Annotated in this window: 10 protein-coding genes; 8 read left to right on the forward strand and 2 right to left on the reverse strand. The window is 65.0% G+C overall.

Annotation, left to right across the window (positions count from 1 at the left end; all coding sequences use genetic code 11):
• The first annotated feature begins 2 nt into the window (after positions 1-2).
• From lapB to ABQ137_RS17080, 5 genes are all read left to right on the forward strand, one after another.
• On the forward strand, positions 3-1,181 hold the full coding sequence (gene lapB / locus ABQ137_RS17060; RefSeq protein WP_016903547.1) for a lipopolysaccharide assembly protein LapB: 1,179 nt from the start codon (positions 3-5) through the stop codon (positions 1,179-1,181).
• Positions 1,181-2,158 (forward strand): MraY family glycosyltransferase, encoded by a 978-nt coding sequence (locus ABQ137_RS17065; RefSeq protein ID WP_104568392.1) that lies wholly within the window; start codon positions 1,181-1,183, stop codon positions 2,156-2,158. The genes lapB and ABQ137_RS17065 overlap by 1 nt, the downstream gene beginning before the upstream one ends.
• Before the next feature lie 13 nt (positions 2,159-2,171).
• Positions 2,172-4,079 carry a polysaccharide biosynthesis protein gene (locus ABQ137_RS17070; protein WP_024939212.1) on the forward strand — a complete coding sequence of 636 codons (1,908 nt, stop codon included), beginning with the start codon at positions 2,172-2,174 and terminating at the stop codon, positions 4,077-4,079.
• Positions 4,079-4,972, forward strand: coding sequence for a UTP--glucose-1-phosphate uridylyltransferase GalU (gene galU / locus ABQ137_RS17075; RefSeq protein WP_016903544.1), 894 nt, complete (start codon positions 4,079-4,081; stop codon positions 4,970-4,972). The genes ABQ137_RS17070 and galU overlap by 1 nt, the downstream gene beginning before the upstream one ends.
• Positions 4,973-5,144: 172 nt before the next feature.
• Complete coding sequence (locus tag ABQ137_RS17080) at positions 5,145-7,001, forward strand: monovalent cation:proton antiporter-2 (CPA2) family protein (protein WP_349783237.1); 1,857 nt, start codon at positions 5,145-5,147, stop codon at positions 6,999-7,001.
• A 127-nt stretch (positions 7,002-7,128) separates the two neighbouring features.
• Here the strand turns inward: ABQ137_RS17080 and ABQ137_RS17085 are convergent, their stop codons facing one another.
• The gene (locus ABQ137_RS17085) at positions 7,129-7,449 is read right to left on the reverse strand and encodes a DUF1244 domain-containing protein (protein WP_016903543.1); all 321 of its coding nucleotides are present in this window, start codon (positions 7,447-7,449) and stop codon (positions 7,129-7,131) included.
• Positions 7,450-7,498: 49 nt separating this feature from the next.
• On the opposite strand from ABQ137_RS17085, the gene folD reads away from it, so the two are divergent.
• The 3 genes from folD (at position 7,499) to guaA (ending at position 11,627) form a co-directional block, all read left to right on the forward strand.
• A complete protein-coding gene (gene folD, locus ABQ137_RS17090) occupies positions 7,499-8,383 on the forward strand; it encodes a bifunctional methylenetetrahydrofolate dehydrogenase/methenyltetrahydrofolate cyclohydrolase FolD (protein ID WP_039521785.1) in 885 nt (294 codons plus the stop codon).
• A gap of 90 nt (positions 8,384-8,473) precedes the next feature.
• Entirely contained in the window at positions 8,474-9,931 is a 1,458-nt protein-coding gene (gene guaB, locus ABQ137_RS17095; RefSeq protein ID WP_016903541.1) for an IMP dehydrogenase, read from the forward strand.
• Between the two features lie 130 nt (positions 9,932-10,061).
• Positions 10,062-11,627 carry a glutamine-hydrolyzing GMP synthase gene (guaA, locus tag ABQ137_RS17100; protein ID WP_039521782.1) on the forward strand — a complete coding sequence of 522 codons (1,566 nt, stop codon included), beginning with the start codon at positions 10,062-10,064 and terminating at the stop codon, positions 11,625-11,627.
• Between the two features lie 511 nt (positions 11,628-12,138).
• Here the strand turns inward: guaA and ABQ137_RS17105 are convergent.
• Complete coding sequence (locus tag ABQ137_RS17105; protein WP_349783238.1) at positions 12,139-18,771, reverse strand: DUF3320 domain-containing protein; 6,633 nt, start codon at positions 18,769-18,771, stop codon at positions 12,139-12,141.
• Positions 18,772-18,898 lie beyond the last annotated feature (127 nt).

Here is an 18,898-nt window from a genome sequence, read left to right on the forward strand (position 1 = left end):
GTATGGACTTTCTGACCGAGTGGATCTGGTTCTTCCTGTTCGTGCCGTTGGCAGCGCTGGGGGGCTGGGTCGTTGGCCGCCGCGGTGGTCAACGCCACGGCGATACCCAGGTCAGTCGCCTGTCCAGCACCTACTTTCGCGGTCTGAACTATCTGCTCAACGAGCAGCCGGACAAGGCGATCGAGCTGTTTCTGCATATCGCCGAACTGGACAAGGAAACCTTCGAGACCCAGGTCGCGTTGGGGCATTTGTTCCGTCGCCGCGGTGAGGTCGACCGCGCGATCCGGCTGCATCAGGGCCTGGTGCAACGCGCCGACCTGACCGATCAGCAGCGCGTGCAGGCCTTGCTGGCGCTGGGCGAGGACTACATGAAGTCCGGCCTGCTGGATCGCGCCGAGACCGTATTCACTGAACTGGCGCAACTGGATCAGCGTGCGCCGCAGGCGCTGCGTCACCTGATCGGCATCTATCAGGCCGAGCGCGACTGGGAAAAGGCGATCGACAACGCCACCCGTTACGAAGAAGTCACCGGCGAGCCGATGGGCAAGCTGATTTCGCAATTCGAGTGCGAGCTGGCCGACCGCTATCGTGGCCTGAGCAAGCCCGACGAAGCATTGCAGGCGATCGCGCGTGCCTACCAGGCCGATGGCACCTCGGTGCGCGCCGGCATTCTGGAAGGACGCATCGAAGCCGAGCGCGGACACGACGAAGCGGCAGTGCGCGCGTTTGAGCGCGCTGCGCGGCATGATCCGGAATACCTGCCGGAGATCATTCCCGCATTGATGGCGGCCTATCGCCGGGTCGGCGATATCGCCGGCGCACGTAATTTCCTGTCCGAGATGACCGAGCACTATCGCGGCATCGCCCCGGTGCTGGCATTGACCCAGTTGATGGAAGCCCAGGACGGTGTGGCACCTGCGTTGGCCTACCTGGGCCGCCAGCTCAAGGACCGGCCCTCGGTCCGCGGCGAATCGGCGTTGATCGACCTGACCCTGGCCGAAGGCAGCGACCCGGTCGGCACCTTGCAGGACCTCAAGCACATCACCGACCAGTTGCTGGTGCGCAACCCGAGTTACCGCTGCACCCGCTGCGGCTTCGGCGCCAAGACCCATCACTGGCAATGCCCGAGTTGCAAGGAATGGGGCACGGTCAAGCCGCTGTTGAACTACGCGGTGGTCTGATGCCGCAGGCCTGGCTGTGGTGGTGTCTGTTGCACCTGACGGTCGCGGCACTGGGAACCTGGTTGTTGCGACGTTACGCGCTGCATCGGCGGCTGCTCGATCATCCGGGTGAACGCCGCAGCCATGTGGTCGCGACCCCACGTGGCGGTGGCATGGCAATCGTGGCGGCGCTGCTGTCCGGGTGCGTGGCAGCCGGCGTGATCTGGCCGGCTGCAGGCCCGATTCTTGGTTGGTTCGCGGCCGGGCTGGTGCTAGTGGCCGGGGTGGGTTGGTGGGACGACCATCGTCCGCTTTCGGCCAGGCTGCGTTTTGCGATCCACCTATTGGCGTCGGTCATGCTGGGCTGGCTGGTCAGCCATTACACCGGCAGGCTCTGGGATGGCGTACTCACCGCCATGGCGTCGGTAGTGTTGATCAACGTCTGGAACTTCATGGACGGCATCAACGGCCTGGCCAGCAGCCAGGCGGCGCTGGCCGCGCTGGCGTTTGCTGCGGTCTTGCCTGGTGCCTGGGCCTGGGCCGGTCTTGCCGTCGCCGCGTCCTGCCTGGGATTTTTGCCGTTCAACTTTCCGCGTGCGCGCATCTTTCTGGGTGATGGCGGCAGTGGTGCGTTGGGATATGTGCTGGCTGCGCTGCTGGCGCTGACGGTGGCCAGCGGCCAGGTGAGCTGGTGGATCAGTTGGTTGCCACTGACAGCATTTCTTGTAGACGCCGGCTTCACGCTGCTGTCTCGCATGCTCGCCGGGCAACGGTGGTGGGAGCCACACGCCCAACATCTCTATCAGCGTCTGGCACGCAGGCTTGAGACGCACGTTCCGGTAACCGGTATTTATTTCGCTTTCAGCGTCGCCGTCGTCTGCTTGTATGTGTTACTTCGTCATGATGCAACTTGGCTGCAGGTATCCGGAGCCCTGGTATGGGGACTGGGTGCCACCGCAATCTGGCACTTCCTGCGCGATGGATTGCGCAATTCCTGAGTAACGGACTTTTATGATTTCCTGGCGTGACCGTTTGACCAAGGCCCTGCCGCAAGCAGCGGTGGTGCTGCATGACCTGTTGATGGTGTGGGTGTGCTGGCAGTTGCTGCATGCAGGCCGCTACTCCATGCTGCGCGAGGCTCCCGATCTGCCGTTATGGGATTGGCGCACCGCGGTGGTCCTGGTCGCGCAAGGCCTGGTGTTCTGGAAGATGGGCCTGTATCGCGGGCTGTGGCGATTCGCCTCGGTGCCGGACCTGTGGAACATCTTCAAGTCGAGTTTTCTCGGCCTGGTCGCGATCGTGCTGGCGCTGTCCTATGACCGCCTGGACGGGGTGCCGTTGTCGGTGCTGGTCGTTTATCCGTTCGCACTGTCTGCGCTGCTGGGCACGCCGCGGCTGCTGTATCGCGCCTGGAAGGATTACCAGATCGCGCACTCCGGCGATGCTGCGCAGCGCGTGTTGATCCTTGGCGCGGGCCGCGCTGCCGAGGGTCTGGTCCGTGATCTGCGCCGCACCGGCGCATTCGTGCCGGTCGGCTATCTGGACGATGCCAACAATCTGCATGGCGCCAAGATCCAGGGCCTGAATGTGCTGGGCAACCTGGACCAGGCTGCAGCCATCGCCAAGGAGACGGCGGCCAAACTGCTGGTCATCGCGATCCCGTCGCTGGATGCCTCGGGCATGCAGCGCGTGGTGGCCATCTGCGAAAGTACCGGGCTGCCGTTCCGCATGGTGCCCAAGCTGATCAACGTGCTGGAAGGGCGCTCGTTACCCGGCGAGTTGAAGGAGGTCGCGATCGAGGACCTGCTCAACCGCAAGCCGGTTACCCCGGATTGGCGCCTGATTCGCGACTGGTTGACCAACAAGACGGTGATGGTGACCGGCGCGGGTGGTTCGATCGGGTCGGAAGTCTGCCGCCAGTGCGCCCGGCACGGTGCGCGCCGCATCGTGCTGCTGGAAATCGATGAGCTGGCGCTGCTGACCGTCGATTCGGACCTGCGTCGGTTGTTCCCCGATATCGAGGTGGTGCGCGTGCTTGGCGATTGTGGCGACCCGGCGGTGGTCGCGCATGCCTTGAACACCGCGCTGCCGGATGCCGTCTTTCATGCCGCCGCCTACAAGCAGGTGCCGCTGCTGGAAGAGCAGTTGCGCGAGGCGGTACGCAACAACGTGCTGGCCACCGAAAACGTGGCGCGCGCATGCCAGCGCGCACGCATCGAGACCTTCGTCTTCATCTCCACCGACAAGGCGGTCGAGCCGGTCAACGTGCTGGGCGCGAGCAAGCGCTATGCGGAGATGATCTGCCAGAGCCTGGACGCGCGCGATGCGCCAACGCGCTTCATCACCGTGCGTTTCGGCAACGTGCTGGATTCGGCCGGCAGTGTGGTGCCGTTGTTCCGTGAGCAGATCCGCCAGGGCGGCCCGGTCACGGTGACCCATCCGGATGTGACGCGTTACTTCATGACCATTCCGGAAGCCTGCCAGCTGGTGGTGCAGGCCGCGGCCTCTGCCTCGCATGGCGCGATCTATACGCTGGACATGGGCGAGCCGGTGCCGATCCGCCTGCTCGCCGAGCAGATGATCCGTCTTGCCGGCAAGCAGCCCGGCAAGGATGTGGCGATCCTCTATACCGGCCTGCGTCCGGGCGAAAAGCTGCACGAAACCCTGTTCTATTCCGACGAAGACTATCGCCCAACCGCGCATCCCAAGATTCTGGAAGCCGGTGTGCGCGAGTTCTCGCACGAGCAGGTGTTGCAGCTGGTGACGCGCTTGCGTGAGGCGGTTAACCGTTACGACATCAAGGCGATGGAGACTGTGCTGGGCAGTCTGATGCCGGATTTTGCGGCTGCTCGACGGAAAGTCGACGCGCGATCTGATACGGTCGTTCCATTCCCCGCACGTGAGGTCAGAAGACTTTAATGAGCAAGCGTATTCGCAAGGCCGTATTCCCCGTCGCAGGTCTTGGGACCCGCTTTCTTCCGGCAACCAAGACGGTGCCGAAGGAAATGCTGCCAATCATCGACAAACCTTTGATCCAGTACGCCGTCGACGAGGCCATCCAGGCCGGTTGCGACACGCTGATCTTCGTGACCAATCGCTACAAGCACTCGATCGCCGACTACTTCGACAAGGCCTACGAACTGGAGCAAAAGCTCGAGCGCGCCGGCAAGCTCGAACAGCTGGAGCTGGTGCGGCATGCCTTGCCGGAAGGCGTGCGCGCCATTTTCGTGACGCAGGCCGAAGCGCTCGGTCTGGGTCACGCTGTGTTATGTGCCAAGGCCGTGGTCGGCGACGAGCCGTTTGCGGTGTTGTTGCCGGACGACCTGATCTGGAACCGTGGCGCCGGTGCGCTGACCCAGATGGCCGATGTGGCCGAAGCCTCGGGTGGCAGCGTCATCGCCGTGGAGGATGTGCCGCACGACAAGACCGCCAGCTACGGCATCGTGGCCACCGATGCGTTCGATGGTCGCAAGGGGCGCATCAACGCCATCGTCGAAAAGCCCAAGCCGGAAGTGGCACCGAGCAATCTGGCCGTGGTCGGCCGGTATGTGCTCAACCCGAAGATCTTCGAGCTGCTCGAAGAGACCGGCGCCGGCGCCGGTGGCGAAATCCAGCTGACCGATGCGATCGCCGGACTGCTGCAGCAGGAAACCGTCGACGCCTATCGCTTCGAAGGCCGTCGCTTCGATTGCGGCGCGCATATCGGTCTGATCGAGGCCACCGTGCATTTCGCGCTCGAGCACGAGAAGCATGGCGGGCCGGCCAAGGAAATCCTGCGCACCGCATTGGCCGAGGCCGACGCGCGCGGCTGATTGCCTGGCCATCGCCTGCATCCACGAACGACGCCATCCGGCGTCGTTCGTCGTTTGGGGCCTCGCTGGGCGGGAATGCCGTACCGCTGGCTGATCGACACGTCAAGCGGCTTTGCCAGCGTGGCACGCTGGTGCAAGTCCGTGGTACGCGCCTGCGGCTAGAATCCTCGGCATGAGCCAGCCTGCCGAATCCAGCGAACTGATCAACGTGGTGGCCTTGCTGGGCGCTGCCGTGGTCGCCATCCCGGTGTTTCGACGTCTGGGCCTGGGCTCGGTGCTGGGTTATCTGGCCGCGGGTCTGGCGATCGGTCCGTTCGGCCTGGGCCTGTTCGATGACCCGCAGGCGATCCTGCACGTGGCCGAGTTGGGCGTGGTGATGTTTCTGTTCGTCATCGGGCTGGAAATGCAGCCGTCCCACCTGTGGAGCCTGCGCAAGGAGATCTTCGGCCTGGGGACGCTGCAGATCGCAGTGTGCGCGCTGGTGCTGACCGGCATCGGCCTGTTGCTCGGCTTCACGCCGCCGGTGGCATTCGTGACCGCATCCGGCTTCGTGCTGACCTCCACGGCGGTGGTGATGCAGTTGCTGGCAGAGCGGGGCGATGTCGCCTTGCCGCCGGGCCAGAAGATCGTGGCGATCCTGTTGTTCGAGGACTTGTTGATCGTGCCGCTGCTGGCGATCGTGGCCTGGATGGGCGCCAATGGCGACCCGCATGCGGCGACGCAACGCTGGCAGGACATCGGCATCGGTCTGGCCTGCATCGTCGGCCTGGTGGTGGCGGGGCGCTGGCTGCTCAATCCCTTGTTCCGCATCCTGGCCGCGTCCAAGGCGCGCGAGGTGATGACGGCGGCGGCCTTGCTGGTGGTGCTGGGCGCGGCGCTGTTGATGCAGGTCGGCGGGCTGTCGATGGCGATGGGCGCGTTTCTGGCCGGTGTGTTGTTGTCCGAATCCACCTTCCGGCATCAGATCGAGGCGGATATCGAGCCGTTCCGCGGCATCCTGCTGGGGCTGTTCTTCCTGGGCGTTGGCATGAGCCTGGACCTGCATGTGGTTGCGGCCGACTGGCGACTGATCGTGGCCGGTGTGCTGGCGCTCATGCTCGGCAAGGGCGTGTGCATCTACGCGGTGGCGCGGTTGATGCGCAGCGACCATCGCCAGGCGCTGGATCGGGGCGTGCTGATGGCGCAGGGCGGCGAGTTTGCCTTCGTGCTGTTCGCGGCGGCATCAGCCTCTGGCGTCATCGACGCACAGGTCAACGCAAGCCTGACGGCGATCGTGGTGTTGTCGATGGCGCTGACGCCGCTGTTCGTGCTGTTGCAGCGACGGCTGACGCCGGCCGCCCAGCCGTCGCTGGAAGGCGTGGAAGCCGTCAATGGCCAGACCGGCAGCGTGCTGATCATCGGGTTCGGGCGCTTCGGGCAGGTTGCCAGCCAGTCGCTGCTGGCGCGCGATGTGGATGTGACCATCATCGATAACGACATCGAGATGATCCAGAGCGCAGAACAGTTCGGTTTCAAGATCTACTACGGCGACGGCACCCGGCTCGATGTGCTGCACGCCTCCGGGGCGCATAGCGCACGCGCGATCGCGGTGTGCATCGACAACCGCGAGGCGGCCAATCGCATCGTCGAGCTGGCAACGCGCGAGTTCCCGCACGCCAGGTTGCTGGTGCGCTCGTTCGACCGTGAGCACTCATTGCAGTTGGTCGCTGCCGGGGTGGACTACCAGATTCGCGAGACCTTTGAGTCGGCAGTGGCGTTCGGGCAGGCGGCCCTGGTCGAGCTGGGCGTGGACGAGGACGAGGCGGTCACCATCGCGCGCGAGATCCGGCGGCGCGATGCCGAGCGGTTCGAACTGGAGATTGCGGCCGGCAACACGCGTGCCGGCGCCGTGGCAGGGCTGATGTACGGCAATCTCACGCCGACCGTGCCCAAGCCCACGCCGTTCACCCCGCCGCGGCGGGAGAGCCGCACGCTCAATCCCGATGCGGTGCCGCAGGCCACTCAGCCCGAAGCCGTGACCCGCGACTGAGTCGTGTGTGGCTGGCGAGCACCGAAGCGGGTTCGGCGCTGGGATTGCCTCGGCTGGTCGAGAAAAAACCTGGGGTGATAGAGCGGCCGGCACCAAGCTGCCGGCCTGAGCTGACAAGTCGACCGGCTCAGCCGTGCCGGCGTTGAGCGGCCGCGAAGGCTTCCAGTTGCTCGGGTGTGGCATCTTTCTGGTGCTGCTGTTTCCAGTCGGCGAACGGCATGCCGTACACCGCTTCGCGTGCCTGCTCCTTGCTCATCGGCTGGCCGTGCGCTTCGGCGGCTTCGCGGTACCAGTCGCCCAGGCAGTTGCGGCAGAAGCCGGCCAGGATCATCAGATCGATGTTCTGCACATCCGGGCGCTGCTGGTTGAGATGCTGCAACAGACGGCGAAATGCGGCCGCTTCGATGGACGTGGTGATGGAATCGGGTGTCGAGGTGGTGTCGGTCATGACGGAATCGGGGACAATAGACGGCCTTCGACTCTACACCTGACGCCCCATGACCGTTTCCGCGCCAGCTGCCTCTGCTCCGGCCCGCCTTCTCGATGGTCGCCGCATCGCCGAGGAACTGCTCGACGGGCTGAAGCTGCGCGTGGATGCGCGCCTTGCCGCCGGCAAGACGCGCCCCGGGCTGGCGGTGGTGCTGGTCGGTGGCGACCCGGCCTCGTCGGTGTATGTGCGCAACAAGCGGCGTGCCGCGGAAAAGGTCGGCATCGAGGCTTTCGATTACGATTTGCCGCAGGGCACCAGCGAGGCCGAACTGGCGCGGCTGATCGACCAGCTCAATGCCGACCCCAAGATCCACGGCATCCTGATCCAGCTGCCGCTGCCGGGCATCCCCGATGCCAATCGCCTGATCCAGCGCATCGATCCGCGCAAGGACGTCGACGGCTTCCATCCGCAGAATGTCGGGCACCTGGCGCTGCGCGAGTTCGGCCTGCGTCCGTGCACGCCGCGCGGCATCGTGACCTTGCTGGGGCACACCGATCAGCCGGTGCGCGGCCGCAACGCGACCATCGTGGGCGTGAGCAATCACGTCGGCCGGCCGATGGGCCTGGAGCTGCTGATCGCCGGTTGCACAGTCACCAGCTGCCACAAGTTCACCCCGCCCGAGGTGCTGGAAGCCAGCGTGCGCAATGCCGACATCCTGGTGGTGGCAGTCGGTCGCCCGGGCCTGATTCCGGGCGAATGGGTCAAGCCGGGCGCAGTGGTGATCGATGTCGGCATCAATCGGCTGGACGACGGTCGCCTGGTCGGCGATGTCGGTTTCGACGCAGCGGTGCAACGTGCGGCCTGGATCACGCCGGTGCCGGGTGGAGTCGGGCCGATGACGGTCGCCACGCTGATGCAGAACACGCTGGAAGCGGCCGACGCGGCTGGCTGAGGCGCGTGTAACGCTGCATTGCAGTCGCGTTGTGTCTTCGTGAAGGCTTTCAGGGTAAAATGCCGCGCTTCCCCAAACTCGGGTCCGCCGATGCTCCGCATCCAGGCTGAAGCTCTCACCTACGACGACGTTTCCCTCGTCCCCGCTCATTCGATCGTCCTGCCCAAGGACGTCAGCCTGGAAACCCGGCTGACCCGCGATCTGCGCCTGAAACTGCCGATTCTCTCGGCCGCGATGGACACAGTGACCGAGCACCGCCTGGCGGTGGCCATGGCCCAGCTGGGCGGCATCGGCATCATCCACAAGAATCTGACCCCTGCGCAGCAGGCGGGCGAAGTGGCCCGGGTCAAGAAATTCGAATCCGGCGTCATCACCGAGCCGTTCACGGTGAGCCCGGACACGACCATCGGCGAGGTGCTCAAGCTGACCCGCGCGCGCAACATCTCCGGCGTGCCGGTGGTGGATGGCAGCGAACTGGTCGGCATCGTCACCAGCCGCGACATGCGCTTCGAGAAGAAGCTCGACGATCCGGTCCGCCACATCATGACCAAGAAGGATCGCCTGATCACCGTGCGCGAAGGCGCCAGTGACGAGGAAGTGCTGGAGCTGCTGCACCGCAACCGCATCGAAAAGATCCTGGTGGTCAACGACAGCTTCGAGCTGCGCGGCCTGATCACGGTCAAGGACATCCAGAAGAAGACCGACAACCCCAACGCGGCCAAGGACGGGTCCACGCGCCTGCTGGTCGGCGCGGCGGTTGGCGTGGGCGGCGACACCGAGCAGCGCATCGAACTGCTGGCCGCGGCCGGCGTGGACGTGGTCATCGTCGATACCGCGCACGGCCATTCGCAGGGCGTGATCGATCGCGTGGCCTGGGTCAAGAAGGCGTATCCGCAGCTGCAGGTGATCGGCGGCAACATCGTCACCGGCGATGCCGCGCTGGCGCTGATGGACGCCGGTGCCGATGCGGTCAAGGTCGGCGTGGGCCCCGGGTCGATCTGCACCACGCGTGTGGTCGCCGGTGTCGGCGTGCCGCAGATCACCGCGGTGGACATGGTCGCCGAGGCGCTGCAGGACCGTATTCCGCTGATCGCCGATGGCGGCATTCGCTACTCCGGCGACATCGGCAAGGCGTTGGTCGCCGGCGCCTCCACGGTGATGGTCGGCGGCCTGTTCGCCGGCACCGAGGAAGCCCCGGGCGAGGTCGAACTGTTCCAGGGCCGCAGCTACAAGAGCTACCGCGGCATGGGCAGCCTGGGCGCGATGGAGAAGGGGTCCAAGGACCGCTATTTCCAGGATTCCAGCGATGCCGACAAGCTGGTGCCGGAAGGCATCGAAGGGCGCGTGCCGTATCGCGGCCCGGTCGGTGGCATCGTCCATCAGCTGATCGGCGGTCTGCGCGCCACGATGGGCTACGTGGGCTGCGCGACCATCGAGGAAATGCGCACCAAGCCGAAGTTCGTCACCATCACCGGTGCCGGCCAGCGCGAAAGCCATGTCCACGACGTGCAGATCACCAAGGAACCGCCGAATTACCGCATGGGCTGATGCCCGTGCGCGGGATTGGGGATTCGGGATTAGGGACGCGTAGCAGCCCGCCGCATCTCCTTCGGCAGGGCGCATCGCCGCCATCCCGCTGTTGCCAATCTCCAATCCCGAATTCCCAATCCCGGCGCCAATGACCAACATCCACAGCGACAAGATCCTCATCCTCGATTTCGGCGCGCAGTACACCCAGCTGATTGCGCGGCGCATCCGCGAGATCGGGGTGTATTGCGAGATCTGGGCCTGGGATCATGACCCGGCCGAGATCGCCGGTTTCGGCGCCAAGGGCATCATCCTGTCCGGTGGTCCGGAGTCGACCACCTTGCCGGGTGCGCCGGTCGCGCCGCAGGAAGTGTTCGACAGCGGCTTGCCGGTGTTCGGTATCTGCTACGGCATGCAGACGCTGGCTGCGCAGCTGGGTGGTGCGACCGAGGCGGCGGACCAGCGCGAATTTGGTCATGCCGAAGTCGATGTGGTGGCCGCCGATGCCCTGTTCGCAGGGCTGACCGATCATGCCGGCGCGTCGCGTCTCAATGTGTGGATGAGCCACGGCGACCACGTGTCGCAGGTGCCGCCGGGCTTTACCGTCACCGCGGTGACCGACCGCATCCCGGTGGCGGCGATGTCCAACGAGGACAAGCGCTGGTACGGCGTGCAGTTCCATCCCGAGGTCACCCACACGTTGCAGGGCCAGACCTTGCTGCGCCGCTTCGTGGTCGATGTCTGTGGCTGCCAGACGCTGTGGACGGCGGCCAACATCATCGACGACCAGATCGCGCGCGTGCGCGAGCAGGTGGGCGATGACGAAGTAATCCTGGGCCTGTCCGGCGGCGTCGATTCGTCGGTGGTCGCCGCGCTGCTGCACAAGGCGATCGGCGACAAGCTGACCTGCGTGTTCGTCGATACCGGCCTGCTGCGCTGGCAGGAAGGCGACCAGGTGATGGCGATGTTCGCCGAGCACATGGGCGTGAAGGTGATCCGCGTCAACGCGGCCGATCGTTACTTCGCCAAGCTCGAAGGCGTCAGCGACCCGGAAGCCAAGCGCAAGATCATCGGTAACCTGTTCGTGGATATCTTCGACGAGGAATCCAACAAGCTGGCCAATGCCAAGTGGCTGGCGCAGGGCACGATCTATCCGGACGTGATCGAGTCGGCCGGCAGCAAGACCGGCAAGGCGCACGTGATCAAGAGCCACCACAACGTCGGCGGCCTGCCCGAGCACATGAAGCTGGGCCTGGTCGAGCCGTTGCGCGAATTGTTCAAGGACGAAGTGCGCCGCCTCGGTGTCGAACTCGGCCTGCCGCGCACGATGGTGTACCGTCATCCGTTCCCGGGCCCCGGCCTGGGCGTGCGCATCCTGGGCGAAGTGAAGCGCGAATACGCCGAATTGCTGGCCAAGGCCGATGCGATCTTCATCGACGAACTGCGCAAGGCCGATCTGTACGACAAGACCAGCCAGGCATTTGCGGTGTTCCTGCCGGTCAAGTCGGTCGGTGTGGTCGGCGATGCACGCGCCTACGAATGGGTGATCGCACTGCGCGCGGTGGAAACCATCGACTTCATGACCGCGCACTGGGCGCACCTGCCGTACGATTTCTTAGGCACGGTGAGCAACCGCATCATCAACGAACTGCGCGGCGTCTCGCGCGTGGTCTACGACATCTCCGGCAAGCCGCCGGCGACGATCGAGTGGGAGTGATGAAGCGTCTTTCGGAGGCTATCGCCCGATATCGGTAGAAGTAACTTAACTTTTTGATTATAAAAGTATAAGTTGAGTTTTCTATCTGTGGCTATTGCCGACCAGCAGAACGGGTCGGCGACAGAACTGACGGTAAGCCCCCCGGAGGTCGGATCCAGACCTTCCTACTGTCGCGGCAGGCGATGGACATCTTCGTGGCCTTGCACATTTGCGCTGACAACGCGAGGTAGTGGGCATCGATGCCGTGGAACAGTGTCCTGTCCCCACTAGCCTCATCACCAAGCATCGCCTTGTAGCGCTCGAGTTGGAAGATGGGCCGCAGGAGTAGCAGGTTGCGCTGCTGACGTGACAGGTCAAGTAGTTCTGTGGCGCCATCCAATCACTCGCTGCTCTCGGAGGATGCCTGCGGCCAAGGCTCCGCCGGGACCATCTTGGGCGTTGCAAGGCCCTGTTCCGGGTTCGACGATAGCGCCTCCTGGTGTGGCATGGCTCCCCTCCTGAGAATGTCTACCTAATGCCCTGTCGAATGCACGGCCTGCTCCAAGCGCATTCGGCTGGAGGCCCGCAGCTGCTGGAGGCTCAGTCTCCGCGCCATTGCGTAATACACAGCTTCGTCTTTCGTTCCTTGTGCGATCACAGCACGGGCCAGCGAAGCCAGTTCCTGCAGGCTGATCTCGTCGACCGCTCGCACGCTGTCCTCGTCGGCAGGCGCTCGGAAAGGCGGCTCCGTTGCAGGATCAAGATGCTCGGGCCAGTAGAACGTGCCGACCTCTTCATCCGTCGTCCGATGGCGGGCCCGAGCAAGTTGGAACACGCGTTCGCGGATCCGCCCGCCTGTACGTACCCAGCCGTGGGCACGGGCGATGCGGCGAGCCAGCAGGGCGTCGAGCACGGGGCCTTCATGATCGATGACGTGGGCGATCATGGCCAGTAGGGTGTCGTTGTAATCGCCGTCGAAAAAGCGATCGGGATTAGCGCCGGCGACCGCTTCGGCCGGGTGGGTGACCCGATAGAGCGAGGCTTCGGGTGGCGTTGTTTCTGCGATACCGGCATGGGCTGGTGCTGCGGAGACCTGGCGAGCAAAGACTTCCTCGACTTGCTGCGATGGAGCTGTCGCCGGGACTTCTGGTGCGACCGGACCCGCATCCTGGATTGGGGCCGCCGTTTCCTCGTCTGGCTTCGTTACTGACGCCATAGCTTGCGCGATGGCCGCCTGCGCTAGGCGCTCGGCCTCAGCTTCGTGCTCGGCCTGTTCGGAGCGCCGCTTGCGCTGGGCCGTGAGCACGGCTTGCAGCCGGGCGTCCAGCCTGTCGAGCGTGCCGGCCGGATCAATCCACCAGTCGGTGGACCAGACCCGCACGATGTCCCATCCCAGGCCGCGCAGAACCTGCTCGCGCAGCTTGTCGCGGTCGCGCGCGGTGGCGCTGCGATGGTAGGTGGCGCCATCGCATTCCACACCGGCCAGGTAGCGTCCGGGGGCGTCGGGATCGACGATGCCGAGGTCGACGCGGAACGAGGAGGCGCCGATCTGTGGCTGGACCTGCCAGCCGCGCCGGGTCAGGGCGGTGGCCACGGCTTGTTCAAAGGGACTGTCGAAGCCCCCCAGGCTGCCTCTGTTCGCTTCCGCCAGCGCGCGAGCGCCGCGTTCGGCGAATTCCAAGAAGTGCTTGAGATCGCGCACGCCGATGGCTTGGGTTCGCGCCAAATCCATCTGCTCCGCGCGGACGCTGGCGAATACGCGCAGTTCGTGACGCGCGCGGGTGATAGCCACGTTGAGCCGGCGCTCGCCGCCTTGGCGGTTGAGTGGACCGAAGTTCATAGCCAGTTGGCCTGCGGGGTCCGGGCCGTAGGTGATGGAGAAATAGATGAGATCGCGTTCGTCGCCCTGCACGCTCTCCAGGTTCTTGACGAACAGCGGCTCCAGTTCGCTCTCGGCGAAATAGGGCTCCAGCCTTGGATCCTGGCGGCGTGCCTCGTCGAGCAGGTCCTCGATCAGTTTTTGCTGCTCCGCATTGAAGGTGACCACTCCAATCGTAAGCCCGATTTCGCGGAAACCGGGCGCCGTCAGGCGCGCCACCACGTCGGCGACCAGCGCCTTCGCTTCGGCCGGGTTGGTCCGCGCACCGCCTTTCTGGTAGGTGCCTGAGACCGGCTGCAGGCTGACCGCGCGATCGTTGGTGACGGGTGAGGGGAAGGTGACCAGTTCGCCGTCGTAGTAGGCATGATTGGAGAACGCAATCAGGCTTTCATGACGGGAGCGGTAGTGCCAGTTCAGATTCCGTGTCGGCAGGTTGGCGCCGATGCACTCGTCGAGGATGCTCTCCAGGTCGGCCTCGACGTCTTCGTCGTCCAGCCCGGATTCGGCGCGGTCGAAGAAAGAGGTGGGCGGCAACTGCTTGGGGTCGCCGACCATGACGACCTGGCGGCCGCGGGCGATGGCGCCGATCGCGTCCCAGACCGGGATCTGCGAAGCTTCGTCGAAGATCACCAGGTCGAACGCGTTGGCTCCGGCCTGGAGATACTGCGCGATGGACAGCGGACTCATCAGCAAGCAGGGCGTGAGCTTGGTCAGCGCCTCGGGAATCTGAGCCATCAGTTCGCGCAAGGGCAGGTGCGCGCGCTTCTTGCCCATTTCGTGCCGTAGCAGCCCCCATTCGGAGTTGCGGCTGACGTTGTCCTGCGAGGGCAGGTCGGCGCACAGGCGGGCGCGCAGCCAGTCCCGGGTCATGGCGGTGAAGCGTTCGTCGAGTTCGCAGAAATCGCGGATGCGCTGTTCATGCTCGGCGCTGACGAAGCCGCGAATGACCGGCTCGTGATCGACCACGGCGTTGAGCCACCAGCGTGCGTAGTTGGTCTCGAAGCTTCGGCGTGCCTGGTCCGGGCCGACCCGGCCCTGCTCGATGGCCTGGACCAGGGTGGCCAGCCCGAGTGCGAGCGCCTCGTCGCGCGCCTGGCGCCATGCGCACCAGCTGCGCAGCCCGTGTTCGGCGCGCACGATGGACTGGCTTTGCTCGATCAGCCCGTCGAGTGATATGGACTGCCACTGCGCCTGGGCGGCCTCGGCAAAATGTCCGGTTGTCGCGAGTGCCTCGCGCCGGGGTAGTAGCTGTTCCCATTTCTCCACGTATCGAGCGCCGGCCAGCACGATTCGACCACCGGGCTCCAGCAGTGCATTGGCATCGCCCAATAGCGTATGCAGCGGTGCCTTGCAGGCAGAGATCTGTTCGGGCGTGGTGGCCAGGCGGGCCAGCACGGCAGCCAGATCCTCTCGGAGCTGGCAGGCCTGCTCGAGGTCATCCAGGTGGGTGGCGAGACCTTTCCACAGGCCTGCGGTGAACTCGCGCAAGTCGTCCAGGGCGGCCAGTGCTTGTTCCGTATCGGCCCGCTGGCGAAGCGTTTGGTGGTCACGTGTCAGCGTGGGGCCGCAAGCGCCTTCCTCAACCAAGGTGTGGGCATCCAACGCACCTAGCTGGGCATGGCTGCGCCAGTCGCTCAGGAAGTCGAGTGCGGCACGCATGCGGTCGATTGGTGTGGCGTGGCCTGCCCATAGGCCGTCGGTCGCCGTTTCCAGCGATGCCTGTGCCGCAATGTCTTGGTCGAGCTGGCGCAGTCGCCGTGCCCGTTGCAGATCGGCTTGCAGGGCGGCCCCGCATTGGCCGTTGGCGATGGCATCGAAGCCGTCGTCCTCCCAGGGCTGGCCTTCGCGTACGGCGGCCAGGGCGGTTTGCCAGCGCAGGGCCGTGCGTATCTTGTCCTCTTGTGTCTCCAGTCCTGCCCAGACGTCCGCACACTGCTGGCCTGGAGCGATGGCCTGGATCTGCTGGCGCAAGGCGCGGATGGCCTTCCAATGCTGCAGATCGTTGGCTACGTCGGGCTGCGCGCCGCCTGTGATAGCGCTGGACAGTTGTGCTGTGACCTTGCGTTTACCCAGCCAGGACTTAGGCCAGAACGTCTGCTCGGCCTGTTCCCACATTTGCTGCAACTGGGCGACGTCGAGCTGTTCGATCGCCTTGCCGTAGGGAGCCGATATTGCCGAGTGGTGCTCGCCGAGTTGGGCCAGCAAGCCCAGCCCTTGGTTGAGCTGCACGGTGATGCGTATCGGCCAGGGCTCGCCGAGTTCTGCGCGAGTCTGCCGGTGCTCGGCGAGCAGGGCCAGCCCGTCGGCGCAGGCGGTCATGACAGAAGCGGGCCACGGCGTGGACAGCTGTATGTTCAGTTCCGCATGGCGGCGCACCAGTGCCGCGCCTTCCTGAAGGCGTTGGCTCAGGCTGCGTGCGTCGGGCCGCAGGACAAAGCGCCAATCATGTCCCGCCGCCACAGGCAGGCGTTGGGCCAGGAGCAGCAGCGCTTCGCAGGTTTCGGGCGTCAAGGTGGGCGAGGGCAGGCCGATGGCCTGGACAAACGCCTGGGCGGATTCGATCGTCGCCTGGGCGGCGGGAAGCACATCACGTGCAGTGGCGATTAGTTGTTGCTGCCAGGTGGGCGACCAGTCTCCCTGGCCGACCAGGGCCAAGGGGTGCTGCGCCAGCGCGGCATGGCCAATGGCCTGTGCGTTGACTTCCAGGCGGTCCACGGCACTGCGCAACTGTTCGATGCCAGCATGATCGTGCTGATCGGCCGAGGGCCAGGCCACGTGAAGTGTCGGGACGTCGTGTCCCGCGCTGACGGTGCCGATGGCACCGAACAGGCTCAAGCCGTTGCGGCGACGCTGGTGAAGGCGTTCCACATAGATGTTCAGCGCATCGCGCAGGCGTTTGAGTTTCTCGGCCTCGGCCCGCCACTGCTCGGCGTCGGCCTGGCCACTGCTGGACCAAGCCGATTGCAACTGCGTCAGCACGTCGAGCTTGCGGGCTTTGCTCGAGTGCAGCTCCAGGCAGAACTCGCCCAGGCCGATTTCACGCAGGCGCCGGTAGACGACGTCCAGCGCCGCGATCTTCTCGGATACGAAGAGGACGCGTCGGCCCTGTGCCAGGGATTGGGCGATCAGGTTGGCGATGGTCTGGCTCTTGCCCGTCCCCGGTGGACCGATCAGGACGAAGTCCTTGCCCTGCGAGGCGGCCAGCACGGCTGACAACTGCGAGGAATCCGCCGGCAAGGGGCAGAACACCTGCCTGGGGTCGAAGTGCTGGTCCAGTTCGCGCACTTGCGGGAACGGAGCGCCCGGTGGATAGGCATCGCGCGGGGTGTCCAGCAGGTGGCGCACGACCGGGTTCTCTCGCAACTGTTCGCTGTGCTCGGCCAGGTCTTTCCACATCAGGTACTTGGCGAACGAGAACATGGACAACACAACGTCCTCGGTCACTTCCCAGCCCTTGATGTCCTTGATGGCGTGGCCGACAGCCTTCCATACCGCAGCGACGTCCAGGCCGGCATCGTCCCGCGGCAGTTCGCCTTCGAGCGTGCCTAGGCTCAGTTCGAAGTCCTGGCGCAGCATCTCGATCAAGGTCGGATTGAAGCGGGGCTCGTCGTCATGCAGGCTGAGCGTGAAGCCCGAGCGGGCGCTCTTGCGCTGCAGGCTGACCGGCACCAGGATCAAGGGCGCGCGGTAGCGCTGACCGTCACGGTCTTCGCGGGTCCAGGACAGGAAGCCCAGGGCGAGATAAAGCGTGTTGGCACCACCTTCTTGCAAAGTCGTGCGAGCGCTGCGAAACAAATCGACCAGGCGTGAATCGAGTTCGATCTCGGGAACGCCAACGAAAACCTCGCCTTTCTGCAGGGCTTCCAGCGCGTGCGCACGGCGCACGTTCTCGCGTTCGCGGGCTTCGTAGATGGCCTGATCGCGCGGATCGGCACCGTCCATCAGGTCTGGACGCGGGCGCAGCTTCAGGGACTGGCCGCTGGCCAGCATGTCTTCCAGCGCGCCAGGGTCAGGTGCTTCCAGCTTGAGTGCTTTCTTGCCGGCCTTGAAGTTGAGCAGGTTGTTGCGAAGCGACAGATCCAGCAGCTTGCGTTGCCAGCGAAGCAGCCGGTCTTTGGGATCGAGCTGGCTGGCATCTTCCGCATTGGCCGGCGCGTTGTCGGGCAGGTCAGGCGCGTCTTCGATCTTTGGCGCGGCGGGCGTGGACGGTGACCCTTTGGTGTCCGACGCCGTAGCAACTGCCGCCTCCGCACTGGCCAATGGCTTGATGCGCTGCAGCCGCGCCCGGCGGATGTCCACGGCCAGGCGGAATCCCGCATCCTGAGATTCATCAACCTGCTGGGCACCGCGTTCGGTGGCATAGCTGAAAGGGACAGTGGGGCGCTGGGTGATCAGGGTGGTCTCGAACAGCACCAGTTCCTTGAGCCTGAGGCGCTTGCGCAAAGCGGTCACGTCGTCGACGACCGTGTTGGAAAACTCCTCTGGTTGCAGCCAGACACCTGCAAAGGCATGGCCCTCTGTGAAGACCAACAGGGGGTTCAACCCTGCCTGCTCGAGTGCGGCGCAGAACAGCAACGTGAGGTCGAAACACGTCCCCAGCCCCGAGCTTTCGATCTGGCTGGGACTGCGCACCTTCTGGCCCGACTGCTCGAAGCTGGCCGGGGGCAGGGCATAGTCCAACTGCATGCCAGCCGTGGCCCCCCAGAGGGCCGAAGCCAGTTCCCAGGCGCGTTTGGCGCCGCCGGTGTAGCCATCCAGTGCGGGGTTGCGATCGTTCTGCCGCAACACCTCGGCGGTTCGCTTGAGCAGCCGATCCACGGCCGGATCGTTGGGTTGGACGAAGGCGGCGACCAAGTCCGGCAGATGCGAGATGCCGCCCCATTGGTTGCGTGGCAGCAGCTCCAGATGGCTGTCGCGCTGCGCGAGGGCCGGGATGGACGCATCCGCGCCCACGGAGCGCAAGGCCAGCGAGACCGTGGCCGTCTCGGCCTCGGTTAGCCGCGCCAGCAATCCGCCGTCCAGATTCAGGTCCAGGTCGCGGATCGGATAGCGGGAGCCCGCGGCCAGCGCGTCGATCCGCCAACGGCGCGGCTTCAGAAAGGGCGGATCGGACGTCAGGACCAACTCGACCTGCTCATGCTTCTGATCGGTCTCGTTGACCAGCCAGAGATCCCGCAACAGTGGGACCGCATTTTGAAAGTCCGCCAAGTTCAATTTGGCGATCAGGGTAACGTCGATTTTCAATTCGGCAGCGGTGGCCGAATCTTCCAGTTGTGTCTCGTCCATGGAATCCCCTGCAGTGCCCTGTCATAACGCGCATTACGCCCCGTTACGCCCTGCCAGGATATTAGCGCCAGTTGGCAAAGATATCGGCTAGATAAGAGCCATCGCAGCGAAATAGGGACGACGGCTT

The organism is Xanthomonas sp. WHRI 8393 (assembly GCF_040203315.1).
Classification (GTDB): Bacteria; Pseudomonadota; Gammaproteobacteria; order Xanthomonadales; family Xanthomonadaceae; genus Xanthomonas; species Xanthomonas arboricola.

Coding starts and splice junctions, on each gene's coding strand:
- guaA (WP_039521782.1), top strand. CDS start 10,062: ATGACCAACATCCACAGCGACAAGATCCTCATCCTCGATTTCGGCGCG.
- ABQ137_RS17105 (WP_349783238.1), bottom strand. CDS start 18,771: ATGGACGAGACACAACTGGAAGATTCGGCCACCGCTGCCGAATTGAAA.
- lapB (WP_016903547.1), top strand. CDS start 3: ATGGACTTTCTGACCGAGTGGATCTGGTTCTTCCTGTTCGTGCCGTTG.
- galU (WP_016903544.1), top strand. CDS start 4,079: ATGAGCAAGCGTATTCGCAAGGCCGTATTCCCCGTCGCAGGTCTTGGG.
- ABQ137_RS17070 (WP_024939212.1), top strand. CDS start 2,172: ATGATTTCCTGGCGTGACCGTTTGACCAAGGCCCTGCCGCAAGCAGCG.
- guaB (WP_016903541.1), top strand. CDS start 8,474: ATGCTCCGCATCCAGGCTGAAGCTCTCACCTACGACGACGTTTCCCTC.
- folD (WP_039521785.1), top strand. CDS start 7,499: ATGACCGTTTCCGCGCCAGCTGCCTCTGCTCCGGCCCGCCTTCTCGAT.
- ABQ137_RS17065 (WP_104568392.1), top strand. CDS start 1,181: ATGCCGCAGGCCTGGCTGTGGTGGTGTCTGTTGCACCTGACGGTCGCG.
- ABQ137_RS17080 (WP_349783237.1), top strand. CDS start 5,145: ATGAGCCAGCCTGCCGAATCCAGCGAACTGATCAACGTGGTGGCCTTG.
- ABQ137_RS17085 (WP_016903543.1), bottom strand. CDS start 7,449: ATGACCGACACCACCTCGACACCCGATTCCATCACCACGTCCATCGAA.